Source organism: Pseudomonas ekonensis (assembly GCF_019145435.1).
Classification (GTDB): Bacteria; Pseudomonadota; Gammaproteobacteria; order Pseudomonadales; family Pseudomonadaceae; genus Aquipseudomonas; species Aquipseudomonas ekonensis.
On record NZ_JAHSTS010000001.1, the window covers coordinates 1847195 to 1865976 of the forward strand.

Sequence of the window (18782 nt, forward strand, 5' to 3'; positions counted from 1 at the left end):
TACAACCCTATGCAAGCGCTTATGAACCCGAAACATCCCGGCCTGTCGGTGCGGGTCGCCGACGAGGGCTTTGCCGCGTACATCTGGGGCAGCGACTTCAGCTTCGAAGTCAGCGCCTACGGCGCCGCCCAGATCGGCCAGCCTGTGGCGGCATGGGCCGTGACGCCCATCGTGCCGTACCGCAAGTGCTACGGCATCGACCCTGAAGAGTTCAGCAGCTACCGCGACGCCGCCGACAGCGAAATCTTCATGGCCTACCTGGGCGACGAGCCGGTCGGCCATCTGGTGGTCAGTACCAACTGGAACGGTTTTGCCCATATCGACGAGCTGGCGGTGCACGCCCCGGCGCGGCGCCACGGGGTGGCCAAGGCATTGCTGGATGTGGCGCAGTTCTGGAGCCGCAAGAAGAAACTGCCGGGCATCATGCTCGAAACCCAGAACAACAACCTCGGCGCCTGCCGGCTGTACGAGCGTTGCGGCTATGTGATCGGCGGCATCGATCACCTGCGCTACCGCGGCATCGATCCGAACACCGCCGAAGTGGCGCTGTTCTGGTATCGGTTGTTCGACAACCCGCTGGAAGGGCCGGTCAGCCCGCCAACATCGCCAAGGCTTGTTCCGTGACGAGGGCGAGCAGCGTCTGGATGGCCGCCGGCGACGGGGCGTGCCGGTAGGTCAGGGCGTAGAGGCTGACCGGCACCGCCGGCGACAGCGGGCACGCATCGAGGCCGGCGGCGCGGGCGCCCAGGGCGGTGAACGGGTCGACGATGGCCAGGCCTTCGCCGGCTTCGACCATGCTGCGCATCATCTGGTGGGTCTGCACGCGGGTGCGGACGGTCGGCGCCGGGCTCAGCGCCTGAAGCTTGTGTTCCAGCGCCGGGCTCAGCGGATCCTGGCCCTCCAGGCCGACCATCGCCTGGCCCGCCAGGTCCGGCAGGGAAACGTACTTCTGCTTCGGTTGCAGCCAGCCGTGGGGCGCCAGCAGTTGCAGCTTGCCCTGGGCCAGCGCCTGGCAATGGATGTCGGGGTGTTCGGGATCGTGCAGGCTCAGGCCCAGGTCGCATTCGCGCAGCAGCAGGCGGCGGACGATGTCACGGGTCGGTTCGCTGAACAGGGTGCAGGGGGCGTCCGGCAGGCGCCGGCGCAGGGCGGCGAAGCTTTGCGGCAGCAGTTGCTGGGCCAGCGGCGGTGTGCCGGTGATCCGCAGGGGCGGGGCGAGGTACTGGCGCAGGCTGTCGGCCAGGCGCTGCACCGGCTCCAGCGCTTCGTAAATGTGGCCGATCTCGACTTGCAGCGCCTTGGCTTCCGGGGTGGCCTGGAGCCGTCCGCGGACGCTGGCGAACAGCATGAACCCCAATTCGCTCTCGGCTTCGCGCAACCGCGCTTCGACCTCGGCCGTCGACAATTGCAGCCATTCGGCCGCGGTGCCTGCATGGCCGGTCTGCAGCAGCGCCTGAATCACTTCGATATGACGTAAACGCATGCGGCAAGTCCATGTCCGGCGGTTGGGGTCAGTGGCTGAATCCTACCCCAACTCGGCACGGAAGACTTCTGCTCATAACGGCCGGTTATGAAGCGATGACGGAATCGGGTTCGCGGATCAGGGTGATGCCGGACTGCACCAGCAGGAATTCGTTTTCGTCGATCTTGTTGATGCGATCGCCGATCGCCAGCTTGTAGGTGGTGACGGGCTCCGTGCCGGTGAGTCCGTCTGCCGACGGGGTGGATTCCTGGTACTCATGCACGGAATAAACGCGGCCTTCCGCATCTCTTGCATGGAACTGACCGACGAGTACTGCTGCCATCTGTTTAGAACCTCTGGAGATAAAACGCTGGATTGACGGCTGGGTAGACCGTCATCGGGCGCGGTAAGTTTTCCTACAGGAAAAAAATAATGCGTGCACCGGGATTTCCCGGGCGCCTGGTGAAAACGCCGGCGGACCATCTATAACTACAGGCTCCTCCCACGGACAGTCGAGAGTCTTCCCATGAGCAATGTCTACAACGTCGCAGTAGTGGTCGGCAGCCTCCGCAAAGCGTCGCTCAACCGCAAGGTCGCCCTGGCTCTGGCGGAGCTGGCGCCGGCGAACCTCAAGCTGAACATTGTCGAAATCGGCGACCTGCCGCTTTACAACGAAGACATCGACGGTGATTCGCCGCCGGCAGCCTACAGGACTTTCCGTCAGCAAGTGGCTTCATCCGACGCAGTGCTGTTTGTCACCCCGGAATACAACCGCTCGGTGCCGGCGCCCTTGAAGAACGCCATCGATGTCGGCTCCCGGCCTTACGGCAAGAGCGTCTGGAGCGGCAAGCCGGGGGCGGTGATCAGCGTTTCGCCCGGCGCCATCGGCGGTTTCGGCGCCAACCAGCATCTGCGCCAGTCCTTCGTGTTTCTCAATGTGCCGTGCATGCAGCAGCCCGAAGCCTACCTGGGCGGCGCCGGCTCGGCGTTTGACGAGGCGGGCAAACTGAACGAGTCGGTGCGGCCGTTCCTTCAGGGCTTCATCGATGCTTATGGGCAGTGGGTGGAGCAGCACAAGAAGTGATCGGCCGACCGGTCTGACGGAGTGGCCTGATGTCTTGCGGTGCCCCGACTGACGTCATCGCGGGCAAGCCCGCTCCCACAAGAGTTGCGCTCCTGCTCTGACACCATCGCCAGCAGGCTGGCTCCTACAGTGTTCTGCGATGAACGCAAACGCTGCGGCCAACGGAGATCCTTGTGGGAGCTGGCTCGCCAGCGATGGCGTCGTGTCAGTCTCAGTCGATCTGAATGACCGGCCGCTCCCCCAGGCTTTTTTCCTGTCCCACATTCGGGCATTGTCCGCGTTTCCATTTCATGAAGGCTTTCGCGGATGCTGGCTGCGTCGTTGATTTTCCTGCTGACCATCACTTTGGTGATCTGGCAGCCCAAAGGCCTCGGCGTCGGCTGGAGCGCGACGTTCGGTGCGGTGCTGGCGCTGCTGTTCGGGGTGGTGCACCTGTCTGACATTCCGCTGGTGTGGCAGATCATCTGGAACGCCACCGGCACCTTTGTCGCCCTGATCATCATCAGTCTGTTGCTCGACGAGGCCGGGTTCTTCGCCTGGGCCGCGTTGCACGTGGCGCGGTGGGGGCGGGGCAGCGGGCGCAAGCTGTTCGCGTTCATGGTGCTGCTCGGCGCGCTGGTGTCGGCGCTGTTCGCCAACGACGGCGCGGCGCTGATCCTCACGCCCATCGTGATCTCGATGCTGCTGGCGCTGCGGTTTTCCCCCGCCGCGACCCTGGCGTTCGTGATGGGGGCCGGTTTCATCGCCGACACCGCGAGCCTGCCGCTGGTGGTGTCGAACCTGGTCAACATCGTTTCCGCCGACTTCTTCCGCATCGGCTTCAACCGTTATGCGGCGGTGATGGTGCCGGTCAACTTCGTGAGCGTGGCCGCGACGCTGGGCATGCTGCTGTGGTTCTTCCGGCGCGACATCCCCAAGGCCTACGACCCTGAGCAGCTGGAACGCCCGGAAACGGCGATCCACGACAAGCCCACGTTCTACGCCGGGTGGGCGGTGCTGCTGATCCTGCTGGCGGGCTGCTTCGCCCTGGAACCGCTGGGCATTCCGATCAGTTTCATTTCCGCCGCGTGCGCCACGCTGCTGCTGGCCATCGCCGCCCGCGGGCACCGGATCTCCACGCGCAAGGTGATGAAAGAGGCGCCCTGGCAGATCGTGATCTTTTCCCTGGGCATGTACCTGGTGGTCTACGGCCTGCGCAACGCCGGGCTCACCGGCTATCTGGCCGGCTGGCTCGATGTCTTCGCCGGGCAGGGCGTATGGGGCGCGGCGCTGGGCACCGGGGTGCTGACGGCGTTGCTGTCGTCGGTCATGAACAACTTGCCGACGGTGCTGATCGGCCTGCTGTCCATCGACGCCAGCCAGGCCACGGGCGTGGTGAAGGAGGCGATGGTCTACGCCAACGTGATCGGCAGCGACCTGGGGCCGAAGATCACCCCGATCGGCAGCCTGGCGACCTTGCTCTGGCTGCATGTGCTGGCGCGCAAGGACATCCGCATCGGTTGGGGGTATTACTTCAAGGTCGGGATCGTGCTGACGGTGCCGGTGCTGCTGGTGACGTTGGCGGCGCTGGCGGTGCGGCTTTCGCTGTAACCGCACCGGCCTCAAACCTGGCCGGGCACGTTCGGCCACAGGTCGGACACCAGGAACAGCCGCTCGGCCTCTTCCCATTCGCCGCGGGCGTTTTCGGTCAGGCGCACCATCAATTGCGCCGGGGCCAGCGGTTCCAGCGCATCGAGCCAGGCTTGCAGATGGCCGTTGCTCCAGGTCTGGTCCGCCGGGTAGCGGGCCGGCGCCAGCCAGGCGTGGCGGGGCAGGGGTTGCCAGCGTCCGGCCGGCCGCTGCGCGACGAACGCCGGCCAGTCCTTCTGGTGCAGCCAGCTGCCGCGCAAATGCTGCGGATGGGCGCCGTTGGGCGGTTGGGATTCTCCGGGCCACGGGTACAGCAGGTAGCCGCCGAGCCACAATTGCGCGCTGAACGGCCCGACATCCAGCGCCGCCAGCGCTTCGCGGCTTTCCGGCCGGGCGGAGATCGGCAACTGGTGCTCGCTCAGGTGCGCCAGCTTGCGGTCCAGCCGGTCATGGCAACCGGGCCCCAGCCACTGCGCCGGATCCTGGCCGCCGCCGTTCTGCGGGCCGAGGTAGAGCTTGATCGCCAGTTCCAGGTGATGCACGCCGTCGCGGTCGCGCAGCAGCATGTCCAGTTCGCCCAGGGTGTGGCCCTCGCGGCGGATCGGCAGGTTCGCGGCGATCAGTTCGATGCCCGGCGCGTGCTCCACGGCAAACTGCCACAGCCGTTCGTAGTACAGGCCCAACCGCCGGGTGCGGGCCTGGGACAGCCAGTGCAGCAGGCCGTAGCTGTCGCGGTCGAGCCGGCGCAGCCAGTGCTCCAGCCGTTCGGGATCGCTCACCCAGTCGCTGGCGGCCAGCGGGTGACGCTGCGGCCACGGCGTGGCGGCCAGCATCGGCGGGGCGAGGATCACCCACGCCAGATCGCGCACCTCAGGGTGGCGCAGGCGGTGGGGCAACTGGAGCAAATCGGGAAATAGGATCATCTTGCGAGCATAGCCCCAAACGCGGGTACGCCCTTGTGGCTGAAAGGATTTTGTCTATGCGCCGCTTTCGCCCATAATCGTGCTTTTCGCCGCATCCGCCCCGCAGGAGTCCCATGGAGCAATTTCGTAATATCGGCATCATCGGTCGCCTGGGCAGCTCCCAGGTGCTGGATACCGTCCGCCGACTGAAACGCTTTCTGCTCGATCGTCACCTGCACGTGATCCTCGAAGACACCATCGCCGAAGTCCTGCCGGGCCACGGCCTGCAGACGTCCTCGCGCAAGATGCTCGGCGAGGTCTGCGACATGGTCATCGTCGTCGGCGGCGACGGCAGCCTGCTCGGCGCCGCACGGGCGCTGGCGCGGCACAACATTCCGGTGCTGGGGATCAACCGCGGCAGCCTCGGCTTCCTCACCGACATCCGCCCGGACGAGCTGGAGGTCAAGGTCGCCGAAGTGCTCGACGGCCACTACCTGGTGGAGAACCGCTTCCTGCTCCAGGCCGAGGTGCGCCGCCACGCCGAAGCCATCGGCCAGGGCGATGCGCTGAACGACGTGGTGCTGCACCCCGGCAAGTCGACGCGGATGATCGAGTTCGAGCTGTACATCGACGGCCAGTTCGTCTGCAGCCAGAAGGCCGACGGCCTGATCGTCTCCACGCCCACCGGCTCCACGGCCTATGCCTTGTCCGCCGGCGGCCCGATCATGCATCCCAAGCTCGACGCCATTGTGATTGTGCCGATGTACCCCCATACCTTGTCCGGGCGGCCCATCGTGGTCGATGGCAACAGTGAGCTGAAAATCGTCGTGTCCAAAGATATGCAGATCTACCCGCAAGTGTCCTGCGACGGGCAGAACCACTTCACCTGCGCGCCGGGGGACACCATCACCGTCAGCAAGAAGGCGCAGAAGCTGCGCCTGATCCATCCGCTGGACCACAACTACTACGAAGTCTGCCGCACCAAGCTCGGCTGGGGCAGCAGGCTGGGTGGCGGAGGCGAGTGATGCTCGATCCTGCGCGAAGTTACGACCTGATCGGTGACGTGCACGGCTGCGCCCTGACGCTGGAGCATCTGCTGGACCGGCTCGGCTACCACAAGCAGGGCGGCATCTGGCGGCATCCGTCGCGCATGGCGGTGTTCGTCGGCGACATCATCGACCGCGGCCCGCGGATCCGCGAGGCGCTGCACATCGTCCACGACATGGTCGAGGCCGGCCAGGCGCTGTGCATCATGGGCAACCACGAATTCAACGCCCTGGGCTGGAGCACGCCGGCGCTGCCCGGCAGCGGCAAGCAGTTCGTGCGCGAGCACACGCCGCGCCATGCGCGCCTGCTGCACGAGACCCTGACCCAGTTCGAGCAGCATCCGCACGACTGGCACGACTTCCTGCAATGGTTCTACGAGCTGCCGCTGGTGGCGGACGCCGGGCGCTTCCGTGTGGTGCACGCCTGCTGGGATGCCGGCATGATCGAACCGTTGCGCGGCCTGTTCCCCGATGCGCGCATCGACGAACACTTCCTCCAGGACTCGGCCGTGCCGGGCAGCTTCGCCTGCACCGTGTTCGACCGCCTGCTGCGCGGCACCGACATGCGCCTGCCGGACGGCCTGACCATGACCAGCGGCGACGGCCTGGTGCGTTCGTTCTTCCGCACCAAGTTCTGGGAGGACGATCCGCAGACCTACGGCGACATCGTGTTCCAGCCCGACGCGCTGCCCGAGCCGGTGGCGCAGAAACCGCTGACCTCAAGCGAGAAAAACAGCCTGTTGCGCTACGGCATCGACGAGCCCCTGCTGTTCGTCGGCCACTACTGGCGCAGCGGCAAGCCGGCGCCGATCCGGCCGAACCTCGCCTGCCTGGACTACAGCGCGGTGCTGTACGGCAAGCTGGTGGCCTATCGTCTGGATCAGGAAACCCGCCTCGATCCGCATAAATTCGTCTGGGTCGACGTCGAGCGGCCGGAGGTGCTGCGATGAGCGCGGTGGCGGTGTTGCGCCTGCCCCTGGCGGCGGATCTGAGCGGTTTCGTCCAACTGCTGCAGCGCATGCAGGTGCCCCACCGCGTCAGCGAAGAGGCGGGCGAGCAGGTGCTGTGGGTGCCGGCGGAGATCAGCGACGACGTGCGTTCGCTCTACGAGCGCTTCCCGGCCGGCGACCCGGACCTGCAGCTGGACATCCCGGCGAGGCAGCCCCTCAGCCGTCCGGGCTTCGTCGAACAGCTGAAGTACGCCAAAGCCACGGCGTCGGTCCTGCTGCTGACGCTGGTCGTCGCCGCACTGACCCTGCTGGGCGACAACCTCGACACGATGCGCTGGCTGACCTTCCTCGAGTTCCGCGTGGTCGGCGAGTACATCCAGTTCACTCCGCTGGCCGACAGCCTGGCGGCGGGGCAGTGGTGGCGGCTGGTCACGCCGATGCTGATCCACTTCGGCATCCTGCACCTGGCCATGAACGGCATGTGGTACTGGGAGCTGGGGCGGCGGATCGAGTCGCGCCAGGGCGGCGTCAACCTGATCGGCCTGACGCTGCTGTTCAGCCTGGTGTCGAACTTCGCCCAATACCTGTTCAGCGGACCGACCCTGTTCGGTGGCCTGTCCGGCGTGCTCTACGGGCTGCTCGGGCACTGCTGGATCTTCCAGCTGCTGGCACCGAACCCCGCCTACCGCCTGCCGCGCGGCGTGCTGGTGATGATGCTGGTGTGGCTGCTGGTGTGTCTGTCCGGGCTGGTTTCGGCGATCGGTTTCGGCCAGATCGCCAACGCCGCCCACGTCGGCGGGCTGTTCATCGGATGCTTCACCGGCCTGTTGGGCGGTTTGTACAACCGCCGTAAACTGGCCGCCTGAACCGTTTACTGGAAAAAGAGACCGGAGACCCTGATGTCCTCTTTCAACGAAATGATCAAAAACATCACCCCGGACATCTACCGCAGCCTGAAGCTGGCGGTGGAGATCGGCAAATGGTCGGACGGCAACAAGCTCACCGCCGAGCAGCGCGAACTGTCGCTGCAGGCGATGATCGCCTGGGAGATCCAGAACCTGCCCGAGGAAGAGCGCACCGGTTACATGGGCCCGCAGGAATGCTCGTCGAAGTCGATCGAAGTGCCGAACATCCTGTTCAAGTCGGACGCCATCCATTGATCGAGATCGGCCGCGGTTCCATCAGCAAGATGTCGGCGCGCCTTGACGGGGCCGACGTGCAGTACGCGTTTCGTCTGGACGGCGTCGAGGTGCCGGTCAACCCGTTGATCGGCAGCACGTTGCGTCTGGAGTACCTGGGTGCGATCCACTGCACCCATTGCGGACGCAAGACCAAGACCAGCTTCAGCCAGGGCTACTGCTACCCGTGCATGACCAGGCTGGCCCAGTGCGACGTGTGCATCATGAGCCCTGAGCGCTGCCACTACGACGCCGGCACCTGCCGGGAGCCCGAGTGGGGCGAAAAATTCTGCATGACCGACCACGTCGTGTACCTGGCCAACTCCTCCGGGATCAAGGTCGGCATCACCCGCGCCACCCAGTTGCCGACCCGCTGGCTCGACCAGGGCGCCAGCCAGGCGCTGCCGATCCTGCGCGTCGCCACCCGCCAGCAGTCGGGGTTCGTCGAGGATCTGCTGCGCACCCAGGTGGCGGACAAGACCAACTGGCGCGCCTTGCTCAAGGGCGATGCCGAGGCGGTGGACCTGGTGCAGGTGCGCGACCGGCTGTTCGACAGCTGCGCCGAAGGCCTGCTGGGCCTGCAGCAGCGATTCGGCCTACAGGCGATTCAGAAAGTGACCGATGTCCAACCGCTGGAAATCCGCTATCCGGTGGAGCAATACCCGGCCAAAATCGTCAGCTTCAACCTGGACAAGAACCCGATTGCCGAAGGCACCCTGTTGGGGGTCAAGGGCCAGTACCTGATCTTCGACACCGGCGTGATCAACATTCGCAAGTACACGGCCTACCAGCTCGCCGTGCATCAATAAGGACGCCAGCATGCGCACCGAACAACCGAAGATGATCTACCTGAAGGACTATCAGGCGCCCGAGTACCTGATCGACGAAACGCACCTGACCTTCGAGTTGTTCGAGGATCACAGCCTGGTGCACGCGCAACTGGTGATGCGCCGCAACCCGGCCCGTGGCCCGGGCCTGCCGCCGCTGGTGCTCGACGGCCAGCAGCTGGAACTGCTGTCGGTGACCCTGGCCGACCGCGAACTGGGCGCCGCCGACTACCAGCTGAGCGACAGCCACCTGACCCTGCATCCGGCCAGCGAGACCTTCACGGTCGACACCAGCGTGCGCATTCACCCGGAGAGCAACACCGCGCTGGAAGGCCTGTACAAGTCCGGCCGCATGTTCTGCACCCAGTGCGAGGCCGAGGGCTTTCGCAAGATCACCTATTACCTCGACCGCCCGGACGTGATGAGCAAGTTCACCACCACCGTGGTGGCCGAGCAGCACAGCTACCCGGTGCTGCTGTCCAACGGCAACCCGGTCGCCTCGGGCCCCGGCGAAGACGGCCGGCACTGGGCAACCTGGGAAGACCCGTTCATGAAGCCGGCCTACCTGTTCGCGCTGGTGGCCGGTGACCTGTGGTGCGTCGAGGACAGCTTCACCACCATGAGCCAGCGCACCGTGGCCCTGCGCATCTATGTCGAGCCGGAAAACATCGACAAGTGCCAGCACGCCATGAACAGCCTGAAGAAGTCCATGCGCTGGGACGAGGAGGTCTACGGCCGCGAGTACGACCTGGACATCTTCATGATCGTCGCCGTGAACGACTTCAACATGGGCGCCATGGAGAACAAGGGCCTCAACATCTTCAACTCCAGCGCCGTGCTGGCCCGCGCCGAGACCGCCACCGACGCCGCGCACCAGCGGGTCGAGGCCATCGTCGCCCACGAATACTTCCACAACTGGTCGGGCAACCGCGTGACCTGCCGCGACTGGTTCCAGCTGTCGCTCAAGGAAGGCTTCACCGTGTTCCGCGACGCCGGTTTCTCCTCGGACATGAACTCGGCCACGGTCAAGCGCATCCAGGACGTGGCGTACCTGCGCACCCATCAGTTCGCCGAAGACGCCGGCCCGATGGCCCACGCCGTGCGCCCGGACAGCTTCATCGAGATCTCCAACTTCTACACCCTGACCGTGTACGAAAAGGGCTCGGAAGTGGTCGGCATGATCCACACGCTGCTGGGCGCCGAGGGCTTTCGCAAGGGCAGCGACCTGTACTTCCAGCGCCACGACGGCCAGGCCGTGACCTGCGACGATTTCGTCAAGGCCATGGAGGACGCCAACGGCGTCGACCTGACCCAGTTCAAGCGCTGGTACAGCCAGGCCGGCACACCGCGCCTGGCGGTGAGCGAGTCCTATGACGCCGCCGCGAAGACCTACAGCCTGACGTTCCGCCAGAGCTGCCCGCCGACCCCGGACAAGGTCGAGAAGCTGCCGTTCGTGATCCCGGTCGAGCTGGGCCTGCTGGACAGCCAGGGCAATGCCCTCGCGCTGCGCCTGGCGGGCGAAGCCTCGGCGCAGGGCACCTCCCGGGTGATCTCGGTGACCGAAGCCGAGCAGACCTTCACCTTCGTCGACATCGCCGGGCAGCCGCTGCCGTCGCTGCTGCGCGGCTTCTCCGCGCCGGTGAAGCTCAGCTTCCCGTACAGCCGCGACCAGTTGATGTTCCTGATGCAGCACGACAGCGACGGCTTCAACCGCTGGGATGCCGGCCAGCAGCTGTCGGTGCTGGTGCTGCAGGAACTGATCGCCCAACAGCAGAAGGGCGAGCCCCTGGTGCTGGATCCGCGCCTGGTGTCGGCCCTGCGCACCGTGCTGGCCGACGAGTCGCTGGACCAGGCCATGGTCGCGGAGATGCTGTCGCTGCCGAGCGAAGCCTACCTGACCGAGATCAGCGAAACGGCGGACGTCGACGCGATCCACGCCGCCCGGGAGTTCGCCCGCCGGCAACTGGCGGACAACCTGTTCGAAGCGCTGTGGCTGCGTTACCAGGCCAACCGCGACCTGTCGAAGAAAACCCCGTATGTGGCCGAGGCCGAGCACTTCGCCCGCCGGGCGCTGCAGAACATCGCGCTGTCGTACCTGATGCTCAGCGGCAAGCCTGAGGTGCTCGCCGCCACGCTTGAGCAGTTCGACACCTGCGACAACATGACCGAACGCCTGACGGCGCTGGCCGTGCTGGTCAACTCGCCGTTCGAAGAGCAGAAGGCCAAGGCCCTGGCCACCTTCGCCGAGCACTTCAAGGACAATCCGCTGGTCATGGACCAATGGTTCAGCGTGCAGGCCGGCAGCACCTTGCCGGGCGGCCTGGCGCGGGTGAAGGCGCTGATGCAGCACCCGGCGTTCAGCATCAAGAACCCGAACAAGGTGCGTGCGCTGATCGGTGCGTTCGCCGGGCAGAACCTGATCAACTTCCACGCGGCGGACGGTTCGGGCTATCGCTTCCTGGCGGATCTGGTGATCGAGCTGAACGCTCTCAACCCGCAGATCGCTTCGCGGCAACTGGCGCCGCTGACCCGCTGGCGCAAATACGACAGCGCCCGTCAGGCGCTGATGAAGGGCGAACTGGAGCGGATCCTCGCGTCCGGCCAGCTGTCCAGCGATGTGTATGAAGTGGTGAGCAAGAGCCTGGCCTGATGTAGAAGTGGGGTGGCCCAAATGCCGGCCACCCCACAGAACCCTGTGGGAGCTGGCTTGCCAGCGATGACGACTGACCCGTCAATGGGGCAGTGCCTGTCATCGCGGGCAGGCTCGCTCCTTCCGGTTTTGGCTTGACGTTATTTCAGGTCAAACCGGTCCAGCTCCATCACCTTGCTCCACGCTGCCACGAAGTCCTTCACAAACTGATCCTTCGCATCGGCACTGGCGTACACCTCGGCCAGCGCACGCAGCTGCGCGTTGGAACCGAACACCAGATCCACACGGGTCGCGGTCCATTTCACGTTGCCGGTCTTGCGGTCCTTGCCTTCGAACTCATCGGCGGCTTTCGACGTCGGCGCCCATTCGACGCCCATGTCCAGCAGATTGCGGAAGAAATCGTTGGTCAAGGTGCCGGGACGGTCGGTGAACACGCCGTGCCTGGTTTGCCCGGCGTTGGTGTCCAGCACCCGCAGGCCGCCGAGCAGCACGGTCATCTCCGGCGCCGACAGGGTGAGCAGTTGTGCCTTGTCGATCAGCAGCGCTTCGGCCGACACCCGGTACGTGGCCTTGGCGTAGTTGCGGAAGCCGTCAGTTTGCGGCTCAAGGAAACCGAAGGAGTCCACGTCCGTCTGCTCTTGCGTGGCGTCGGTGCGGCCGGGCGAGAAGGGCACGGTGACCGAATGCCCGGCATTCTTGGCTGCCTGTTCGACGCCGGCGTTGCCGGCCAGCACGATCAGGTCGGCGAACGAGATTTTCGTGCCGCCATGGCTATCGTTGAATTGATTGCGGATGCCGTCGAGGGTCGCCAGCACCTTGGCCAGTTGCTCGGGCTGGTTCGCCGCCCAGAACACCTGAGGCGCCAGGCGCAGACGCCCGCCGTTGGCGCCGCCGCGCTTGTCCGAACCGCGGAAGGTGGACGCGGACGCCCAAGCGGTGGAGACCAGTTGCGGCACCGTCAGCCCTGAGGCGAGCACTTTGCTCTTGAGCTCGGCGATTTCGCTGTCGCCCACCAACGGGTGATCGACCACCGGGATCGGATCCTGCCAGAGCAGTTCCTCGTTGGGCATTTCCGGGCCGAGGTAACGGGACAGCGGGCCCATGTCGCGGTGGATCAGCTTGTACCAGGCGCGGGCGAAGGCGTCCGCCAACTGGTCGGGGTTGGCCAGGAAGCGCCGCGAAATCTGCTCGTAGGCCGGGTCGAAGCGCAGGGCCAGGTCGGAGGTCAGCATGGTCGGGTCGCGGCGTTTGCTTGGGTCGTGGGCATCGGGAATGGTGCCGGCGCCGGCGCCGTTCTTCGGTTTCCACTGGTGGGCGCCGGCGGGGCTCTTGGTCAGTTCCCACTCGTAGCCGAACAGGTTTTCCAGGTAGTTGTTGCTCCATTTCGTCGGCGTGGTGGTCCAGGTCACTTCCAGGCCGCTGGTGATGGCGTCGCCGCCCTTGCCGGTGCCGAAGGTGCTTTTCCAGCCCAGGCCTTGCAGCTCGAGGCCCGCCGCTTCCGGTTCCGGGCCGACATGGTCGGCGGGGCCGGCGCCGTGGGTCTTGCCGAACGCGTGGCCGCCGGCGATCAGGGCCACGGTCTCTTCGTCGTTCATGGCCATGCGGCCGAAGGTTTCGCGGATGTCCTTGGCCGACGCCACCGGGTCGGGGTTGCCTTCAGGGCCTTCCGGGTTCACGTAGATCAGGCCCATCTGCACGGCGGCCAACGGGTTTTCCAGGTTGCGCTCGCCCTGGTTGGTGCGGCTTTCCTCGCTGCCGTGGATGGCCGGCTCGGCCACCAGGGTGCCGTCGCCAGGCGGCTGCACGTCCGGGCCTTTGCCGTAGCGGTTGTCGCCGCCGAGCCAGGTGGTTTCCGAACCCCAGTAGACGTCTTCATCGGGTTCCCAGACGTCCGGACGGCCGCCGGAGAAGCCGAAGGTCTTGAAGCCCATGGACTCCAGCGCGACGTTGCCGGTCAGCACGATCAGGTCGGCCCAGGAAATGTTGCGGCCGTACTTTTGCTTGATCGGCCACAGCAGGCGCCGGGCCTTGTCGAGGCTGACGTTGTCCGGCCAGCTGTTGAGCGGCGCGAAGCGCTGCTGACCGGAGCCGGCGCCACCGCGCCCGTCGGCGGTGCGGTAGGTGCCGGCGCTGTGCCAGGCCATGCGGATGAACAGCGGGCCGTAGTGGCCGAAGTCGGCCGGCCACCAGTCCTGGGAGTCGGTCATCAGCGCCGTCAGGTCGCGTTTGAGGGCCTGGAAGTCCAGGCTCTTGAAGGCCTTGGCGTAGTCGAAGTCCTTGCCCAGCGGATCGGACTTGGGCGAATGCTGGCTGAGGATCTTCAGGTTCAGTTGGTTGGGCCACCAGTCGCGGTTCGTCGTGCCACCGCCGGCGGCGTGATTGAACGGGCATTTCGATTCGTTTGCCATGTCCGGGTCCTTATCAGGTCTTCTGCGGCCGGCTCGTGCCGACTTCGGACTAGTAAGGCTAGTCCCGACTCCGGCAGTCGGCTAATAGGCCGACTATTGGAAGCCGATAGGGGAAAGCTTTCAGGACTTTACGGGGTGATGCGCCGTGTCGATGCGTGGGATGCACCCGCGAGAGGCGCGTGGTTGAGCGGTTGCCGCATCTCTGATGGCAGAACAGTGATGGCAAACAGAAATGTTATTGTATAACATTAATTTTGTTTCATCCTGTCTCGGCGTGTCGTCCATGACTGCCGGCGACGTTCACTCTTCTGTCTACGGAAACCAGAAATGCCTGCCCGTCCTCTCCCATGGCGCCTGACGCCCCTGGCCGCTGCGCTGCTGTTCGCATCGCCGCTGTTCGCCGCCGAACCCCTCGAACTGCAACCGCAGGTCATCACCGCCAACCCGCTGGGCAGCCAGGCCCTCGCCTCGCCGTCGACGGTGCTGTCCGGCGATGACCTGACGTTTCAGCAGAAGGGCAGCCTCGGCGAAACCCTGAACAAGCAACCGGGCGTTTCTTCGTCGTATTTCGGCCCCGGCGCGAGCCGGCCGATCATCCGGGGCCAGGATGGCGACCGCATCCGCATCCTGCGCAACGGCGTCGGCGCGTTGGACGCCTCGTCGCTGTCCTATGACCATGCGGTGCCGCTGGATCCGGTCAACGTCGAACGCGTCGAGATTGTCCGTGGCCCGGCGGCGCTGCTGTATGGCGGCAGCGCCATCGGCGGGGTGGTCAACACCTTCGACAACCGCATTCCCACCGAAGCCATCGACGGCATTCACGGTGCCGGCGAGTTGCGCTACGGCGGCGCCGACACCACCCGCAGCAGCGCCGGCAAGCTGGAGGCGGGCAATGGTCAGTTTGCCCTGCACGTAGACGCCAGCTCCCGGGAGTTCAACGACCTGAAGATCCCCGGATACGCCAAGACCGGCCGCGAGCGCGCCGACGATGACGGTGATGCGAAAAAGCACCGTCTGGCCAACAGCGACGGTCGCCAGGACGGCGGCGCGGTGGGGAGTTCCTACACCTGGGACGACGGTTATGCCGGTCTTTCCTACAGCCATTACGATTCGAACTACGGCTCGCCTGCCGAAGACGACGTGCGTATCCGCATGCAACAGGACCACTACGCCTTTGCCTCGGAAATCCGCAACCTGGACGGCCCCTTCAGTTCGGTGAAGTTCGACGCCGGTTACACCGATTACGAACACCGGGAAATCGAAGGCGGCGAGACCGGCACCACCTTCAAGAACAAGGGCTACGAAGCGCGGGTCGAGGCCCGGCATCAGCCGCTGGGGCCGCTCAACGGCGTGATCGGCGCCCAGGTCAGCCGCAATGAATTCTCTGCGCTGGGCGAAGAAGCGTTCGTGCCGCAGACCGACACCAACGTCGGCGCGCTGTTCATCCTGGAGGAGCTGCAAGCCACGGAGCGGTTGCTGCTGACCCTCGGCGGACGGCTGGAACACACCACCGTCGATCCGGACGCCAAGGGCAAGGAGCGTTTCGCCGAGGCCGACCGCTCCAGCAGCTTCACCGCCGGCAGCCTGTCGTCCGGCGCGGTGTACACCCTGACGCCCGTCTGGTCGGTCGCCGCGACCCTCGGCTACACCGAACGGGCACCGACGTTCTACGAGCTGTATGCCAACGGCGCCCACGTGGCCACCGGCACCTATGAGGTCGGCGATGCCGGCCTGTCGAAAGAGAAGGCGGTGTCCAGCGACCTGGCGCTGCGTTTCGACAACGGCATCCACAAGGGCAGCGTCGGTGTGTTCTACAGCCACTTCTCCAACTACATCGGCCTGTTGAGCACCGGTCGTACGCTCAATGATGAGGGCGAGCAGGACGCCGACGGCATGCCGGAATACGCCTATTCGGGCGTGCGTGCGCGCTTCAGCGGCATCGAGGCGAAGGATCGCTGGGAACTCGGCGAGAACGCCTACGGCAAATTTGCCCTGGAATTGTCCGGCGACTACACCCGGGCGAAAAACCTCGACACCGGCGAAGACCTGCCGCGCATTGCGCCGTTGCGTCTGAACAGCGGGTTGGTCTGGAGCCTGGATCGTTGGCAGGCGCGGCTCGATGTCGAGCACGCCAGTTCGCAGCATCGCGTGCCGGACAACGAAAGCAGCACGGACGGCTACACCACGCTGGGGGCCAATGTGGGTTACAACTTCGATGTCGGCCGGAGCAAATGGCTGGCGTTCGTCAATGCCGAGAACCTGACCGACCAGACCGTGCGCTACGCCAGTTCGATCCTGCGCGACATTGCGCCGGCGCAGGGGCGCAGCATTCAGGTGGGGTTGCGCACCACGTTCTGATCCACGGATGCGCCGACGTCCCGCACCCGGCGGAACGTCGGCGCCGGCCTCAGCTCGACTGTGCCGTGTCGTCCGCCGGCACGTCGTCCAGCAGGTCGTCCTGGCCGGGCAGTTCGGTGATGACGCTGAAGTCGCTGACCTCGACCGCACCCGCCCCATAACCCAGCAGGTGGAAGGAGAACGCCTTGCGCGCCAGCGGATTGTCGAAGCTGAAGTCCATCTCCAGCGGCTGATCGGCGGTGGCGACCATTTCCGTCGGCAGGCCCAGTTGCACGTCCTGCTCCATCTCCTTGGCCTTGAGCTGGATGAACGCGGCTTGCGCCGGATCGACCGAGCGCACGGTCAGGCGCACGCGGGTGTGGGAGCCCTTGGGCATCTCCAGGTACTGCGCGCCGATCAGGTTGTCGGCCCAGTCATCCTTGATCTGCGCCTGCAGCGGGATCACGTTGGAGCTGCCGAACTGGTAGCGCTGGTTCAGCGGCGAACGCAGCAGCGACAGGTCCAGCGCGGTGGCGCGGGCGGCGATCTGCCGTGCGCTCTGGCCGCTGGCGTTGCCCTTGAACGTGGCGCTGTCGGCGATGAAGCCGGCGCTGGCGTAATCCCGGCAGCGGCGCGGCATGTCGCACTCGGTCAGCACGCCCTGGCCGTTGTGGTAGCGCAGCTTGCCGTTGGTGAAGGACATGATCTCGCGGCCCGTGTCGTAGTCGCGAAACAGCGAACGGCCGCTCAGGGCGGCGGGCACCGGCAGGTCGAAGTAGTCGAGGATCGAGGCGCTGAGGTCGACATGGCCGTAGACCCCGGCGTTCAGCCGCGGCAATTGCGCGTGCTCCGGGGCCAGGGTCAGGTTGAAGCCCCAGGACGAGGCCAGGCGCACGCCGTCGATGCCGTGGGACTCGTCGGAGGTGATCACCACTATCGTGTCCTTGAGCACGCCCTGGCGTTCGAGGCCGGTCAGGAACACGTCCAGCGCATCGTCCAGATACCCGACGGCGGCCTGTTTCGGCGTGTCGTAGCGTTGCAGGTACTCGTCCGGCGCGGAGTAGGGCTGGTGGGTGCCGACGGTCAGCAGGGTGAGCATCCACGGCTGCTTCTGCTTCTTCAGTTGGGCGACGTAGTCCAGCGCGCCTTCGAAGAACGCCTTGTCGTCCTTGCCCCACGGGAACTCCAGGTAGTTGGCGCGGGTGAACCATTCAAGGCCATGGGTCGCATCGAAACCGATGTGCGGCATGATTTTGTCTTTGGCCATGAACCGCAGGCCGGCGCCTTGCAGGTAGTGGGTGGCGAAACCGTGCTGGCGCAGCTGGGCCGGCAGGCACGCTTGGTTGCGTTCGTTCTGGGTGAGCATCTCGACGCCCTTGGGCGTGCCGTTGTCGAGCTTGTCGTAATCGCCGCAGAGCATGGCGTACAGGCCGCGGATGGTCTGGTGGGTGTGCAGCACGTAGTCCGGGGTGTTCATGCCGCGCTCGGCCCAGCGGCTGAGGTTGGGCATGAGGTTTTCCCGGTAATGGCTGCCGATGGCCTCGCGGTTGGCGCCGATGTAGGCGCCCGGGATGCCTTCCAGGGCGACGATCAGGACGTTGCGGGCCTGCCCCGGGGCGCTCAGCAGCTTGTGGCCGTTCAGGTCCAGGTCGGTGAGCCCGGCCATGGGCGGGGCGGCGTGTTCGATGTCGCCCGCCAGCCATTCTTCGGCCTGCATCTGGGCGTCGGCGACCTGGGCGGCGAGCAATTGATGGGGCAGGTTGTACAGGCGCCACGGGTCGGCGTCGCTGGGGTCCACATGCTGCGCGGCCCAATGGGCGCCGAACAGCACCAGCGGTGCCGCCCAGGCGGCGCGGGGCAATGCCTTCGCTTCGGTGGCGCGGCCGGCCCAACGGGTCAGCAGCCACAGCGCCAGGGCCAGCAGCAGGGCCACGGCCACGCCGGGGTGGGCGAACCCGCCGCCGGTGGAGTTTTCCACGAACTGCGGGTCGATCAGGTAATGCAGGTCCGCCGGATTCGGCAGGCGGCCGACGGCGCTGACCAGTTCCGCGGTTGCCACCGCCAGCAGCCCCCAGAACAGCAGCAGCGGCAGCGCCAGCCACCACGGCCGGCGGTGCAGCAGCGCCACCAGCAGGCTGCCGACGGCCAGGTCCGACAGGTAACCGAACGTGGATGACCAGCCCAGCGCCGCACGCAGGCACACAGGCACGATCAGCACCAGGGCGATCAGGGAGAGGAGGCGGGCGTGAGGATGCCGCAACCGGTGAAAAAGAGCGTTCACGAAAAAAGACCTTCCAGCCATCAAACCG

The 18782-nt window shown here is 65.8% G+C and carries 15 protein-coding genes; 10 read left to right on the forward strand and 5 right to left on the reverse strand.

Features of this window, described 5'->3' with window-relative positions; translation table 11 throughout:
• Window positions 1–9: 9 nt before the first annotated feature.
• Window positions 10–624 (forward strand): GNAT family N-acetyltransferase, encoded by a 615-nt coding sequence (locus tag KVG96_RS08470; protein ID WP_217891597.1) that lies wholly within the window; start codon window positions 10–12, stop codon window positions 622–624.
• Here the strand turns inward: KVG96_RS08470 and KVG96_RS08475 are convergent.
• Together KVG96_RS08475 and KVG96_RS08480 are read right to left on the reverse strand one after the other, a co-directional pair.
• Window positions 590–1483 (reverse strand): LysR family transcriptional regulator, encoded by an 894-nt coding sequence (locus KVG96_RS08475; protein ID WP_217891598.1) that lies wholly within the window; start codon window positions 1481–1483, stop codon window positions 590–592. The genes KVG96_RS08470 and KVG96_RS08475 overlap by 35 nt on opposite strands.
• Before the next feature lie 85 nt (window positions 1484–1568).
• Entirely contained in the window at window positions 1569–1805 is a 237-nt protein-coding gene (locus tag KVG96_RS08480; RefSeq protein ID WP_217891599.1) for a hypothetical protein, read from the reverse strand.
• 183 nt (window positions 1806–1988) lie between these two features.
• Here KVG96_RS08480 and KVG96_RS08485 point away from each other — a divergent pair, with 183 nt between their 5' ends.
• Together KVG96_RS08485 and KVG96_RS08490 are read left to right on the forward strand one after the other, a co-directional pair.
• A complete protein-coding gene (locus KVG96_RS08485; protein ID WP_085583572.1) occupies window positions 1989–2546 on the forward strand; it encodes an NADPH-dependent FMN reductase in 558 nt (185 codons plus the stop codon).
• A gap of 306 nt (window positions 2547–2852) precedes the next feature.
• Complete coding sequence (locus KVG96_RS08490) at window positions 2853–4136, forward strand: arsenic transporter (protein ID WP_217891600.1); 1284 nt, start codon at window positions 2853–2855, stop codon at window positions 4134–4136.
• 11 nt (window positions 4137–4147) lie between these two features.
• Here KVG96_RS08490 and KVG96_RS08495 read toward each other — a convergent pair whose 3' ends face one another.
• Window positions 4148–5098, reverse strand: a complete 951-nt coding sequence (locus KVG96_RS08495) for a DUF1853 family protein (protein ID WP_217891601.1) — start codon at window positions 5096–5098, stop codon at window positions 4148–4150.
• A 113-nt stretch (window positions 5099–5211) separates the two neighbouring features.
• On the opposite strand from KVG96_RS08495, the gene KVG96_RS08500 reads away from it, so the two are divergent.
• From KVG96_RS08500 to pepN, 6 genes are read left to right on the forward strand one after another with little or no spacing between them, the layout of a single operon-like run.
• On the forward strand, window positions 5212–6102 hold the full coding sequence (locus KVG96_RS08500; protein WP_085583578.1) for an NAD(+) kinase: 891 nt from the start codon (window positions 5212–5214) through the stop codon (window positions 6100–6102).
• Window positions 6102–7073, forward strand: a complete 972-nt coding sequence (locus KVG96_RS08505) for a metallophosphoesterase (protein ID WP_217891602.1) — start codon at window positions 6102–6104, stop codon at window positions 7071–7073. The genes KVG96_RS08500 and KVG96_RS08505 overlap by 1 nt, the downstream gene beginning before the upstream one ends.
• Window positions 7070–7939, forward strand: a complete 870-nt coding sequence (locus KVG96_RS08510) for a rhomboid family intramembrane serine protease (RefSeq protein WP_217891603.1) — start codon at window positions 7070–7072, stop codon at window positions 7937–7939. The genes KVG96_RS08505 and KVG96_RS08510 overlap by 4 nt, the downstream gene beginning before the upstream one ends.
• 33 nt (window positions 7940–7972) lie before the next feature.
• Window positions 7973–8233: a YeaC family protein gene (locus tag KVG96_RS08515; RefSeq protein WP_085583584.1), complete on the forward strand. Its 261-nt coding sequence runs from the start codon at window positions 7973–7975 to the stop codon at window positions 8231–8233.
• Window positions 8230–9060, forward strand: coding sequence for a DUF2797 domain-containing protein (locus KVG96_RS08520; RefSeq protein ID WP_217891604.1), 831 nt, complete (start codon window positions 8230–8232; stop codon window positions 9058–9060). The genes KVG96_RS08515 and KVG96_RS08520 overlap by 4 nt, the downstream gene beginning before the upstream one ends.
• 10 nt (window positions 9061–9070) lie before the next feature.
• Complete coding sequence (gene pepN, locus KVG96_RS08525; RefSeq protein ID WP_217891605.1) at window positions 9071–11728, forward strand: aminopeptidase N; 2658 nt, start codon at window positions 9071–9073, stop codon at window positions 11726–11728.
• A 140-nt stretch (window positions 11729–11868) separates the two neighbouring features.
• Here pepN and katG read toward each other — a convergent pair whose 3' ends face one another.
• Window positions 11869–14136: a catalase/peroxidase HPI gene (gene katG / locus KVG96_RS08530; protein ID WP_217891606.1), complete on the reverse strand. Its 2268-nt coding sequence runs from the start codon at window positions 14134–14136 to the stop codon at window positions 11869–11871.
• A 327-nt stretch (window positions 14137–14463) separates the two neighbouring features.
• Here katG and KVG96_RS08535 point away from each other — a divergent pair, with 327 nt between their 5' ends.
• Window positions 14464–16494, forward strand: a complete 2031-nt coding sequence (locus KVG96_RS08535) for a TonB-dependent receptor (protein ID WP_217891607.1) — start codon at window positions 14464–14466, stop codon at window positions 16492–16494.
• 49 nt (window positions 16495–16543) lie between these two features.
• On the opposite strand, the gene KVG96_RS08540 is transcribed toward KVG96_RS08535, so the two are convergent.
• Complete coding sequence (locus KVG96_RS08540) at window positions 16544–18754, reverse strand: LTA synthase family protein (protein WP_217891608.1); 2211 nt, start codon at window positions 18752–18754, stop codon at window positions 16544–16546.
• Window positions 18755–18782 lie beyond the last annotated feature (28 nt).

Coding starts and splice junctions, on each gene's coding strand:
- KVG96_RS08485 (WP_085583572.1), top strand. CDS start 1,989: ATGAGCAATGTCTACAACGTCGCAGTAGTGGTCGGCAGCCTCCGCAAA.
- KVG96_RS08500 (WP_085583578.1), top strand. CDS start 5,212: ATGGAGCAATTTCGTAATATCGGCATCATCGGTCGCCTGGGCAGCTCC.
- pepN (WP_217891605.1), top strand. CDS start 9,071: ATGCGCACCGAACAACCGAAGATGATCTACCTGAAGGACTATCAGGCG.
- KVG96_RS08515 (WP_085583584.1), top strand. CDS start 7,973: ATGTCCTCTTTCAACGAAATGATCAAAAACATCACCCCGGACATCTAC.
- KVG96_RS08470 (WP_217891597.1), top strand. CDS start 10: ATGCAAGCGCTTATGAACCCGAAACATCCCGGCCTGTCGGTGCGGGTC.
- KVG96_RS08505 (WP_217891602.1), top strand. CDS start 6,102: ATGCTCGATCCTGCGCGAAGTTACGACCTGATCGGTGACGTGCACGGC.
- KVG96_RS08490 (WP_217891600.1), top strand. CDS start 2,853: ATGCTGGCTGCGTCGTTGATTTTCCTGCTGACCATCACTTTGGTGATC.
- KVG96_RS08510 (WP_217891603.1), top strand. CDS start 7,070: ATGAGCGCGGTGGCGGTGTTGCGCCTGCCCCTGGCGGCGGATCTGAGC.
- katG (WP_217891606.1), bottom strand. CDS start 14,136: ATGGCAAACGAATCGAAATGCCCGTTCAATCACGCCGCCGGCGGTGGC.
- KVG96_RS08475 (WP_217891598.1), bottom strand. CDS start 1,483: ATGCGTTTACGTCATATCGAAGTGATTCAGGCGCTGCTGCAGACCGGC.
- KVG96_RS08495 (WP_217891601.1), bottom strand. CDS start 5,098: ATGATCCTATTTCCCGATTTGCTCCAGTTGCCCCACCGCCTGCGCCAC.
- KVG96_RS08535 (WP_217891607.1), top strand. CDS start 14,464: ATGCCTGCCCGTCCTCTCCCATGGCGCCTGACGCCCCTGGCCGCTGCG.
- KVG96_RS08480 (WP_217891599.1), bottom strand. CDS start 1,805: ATGGCAGCAGTACTCGTCGGTCAGTTCCATGCAAGAGATGCGGAAGGC.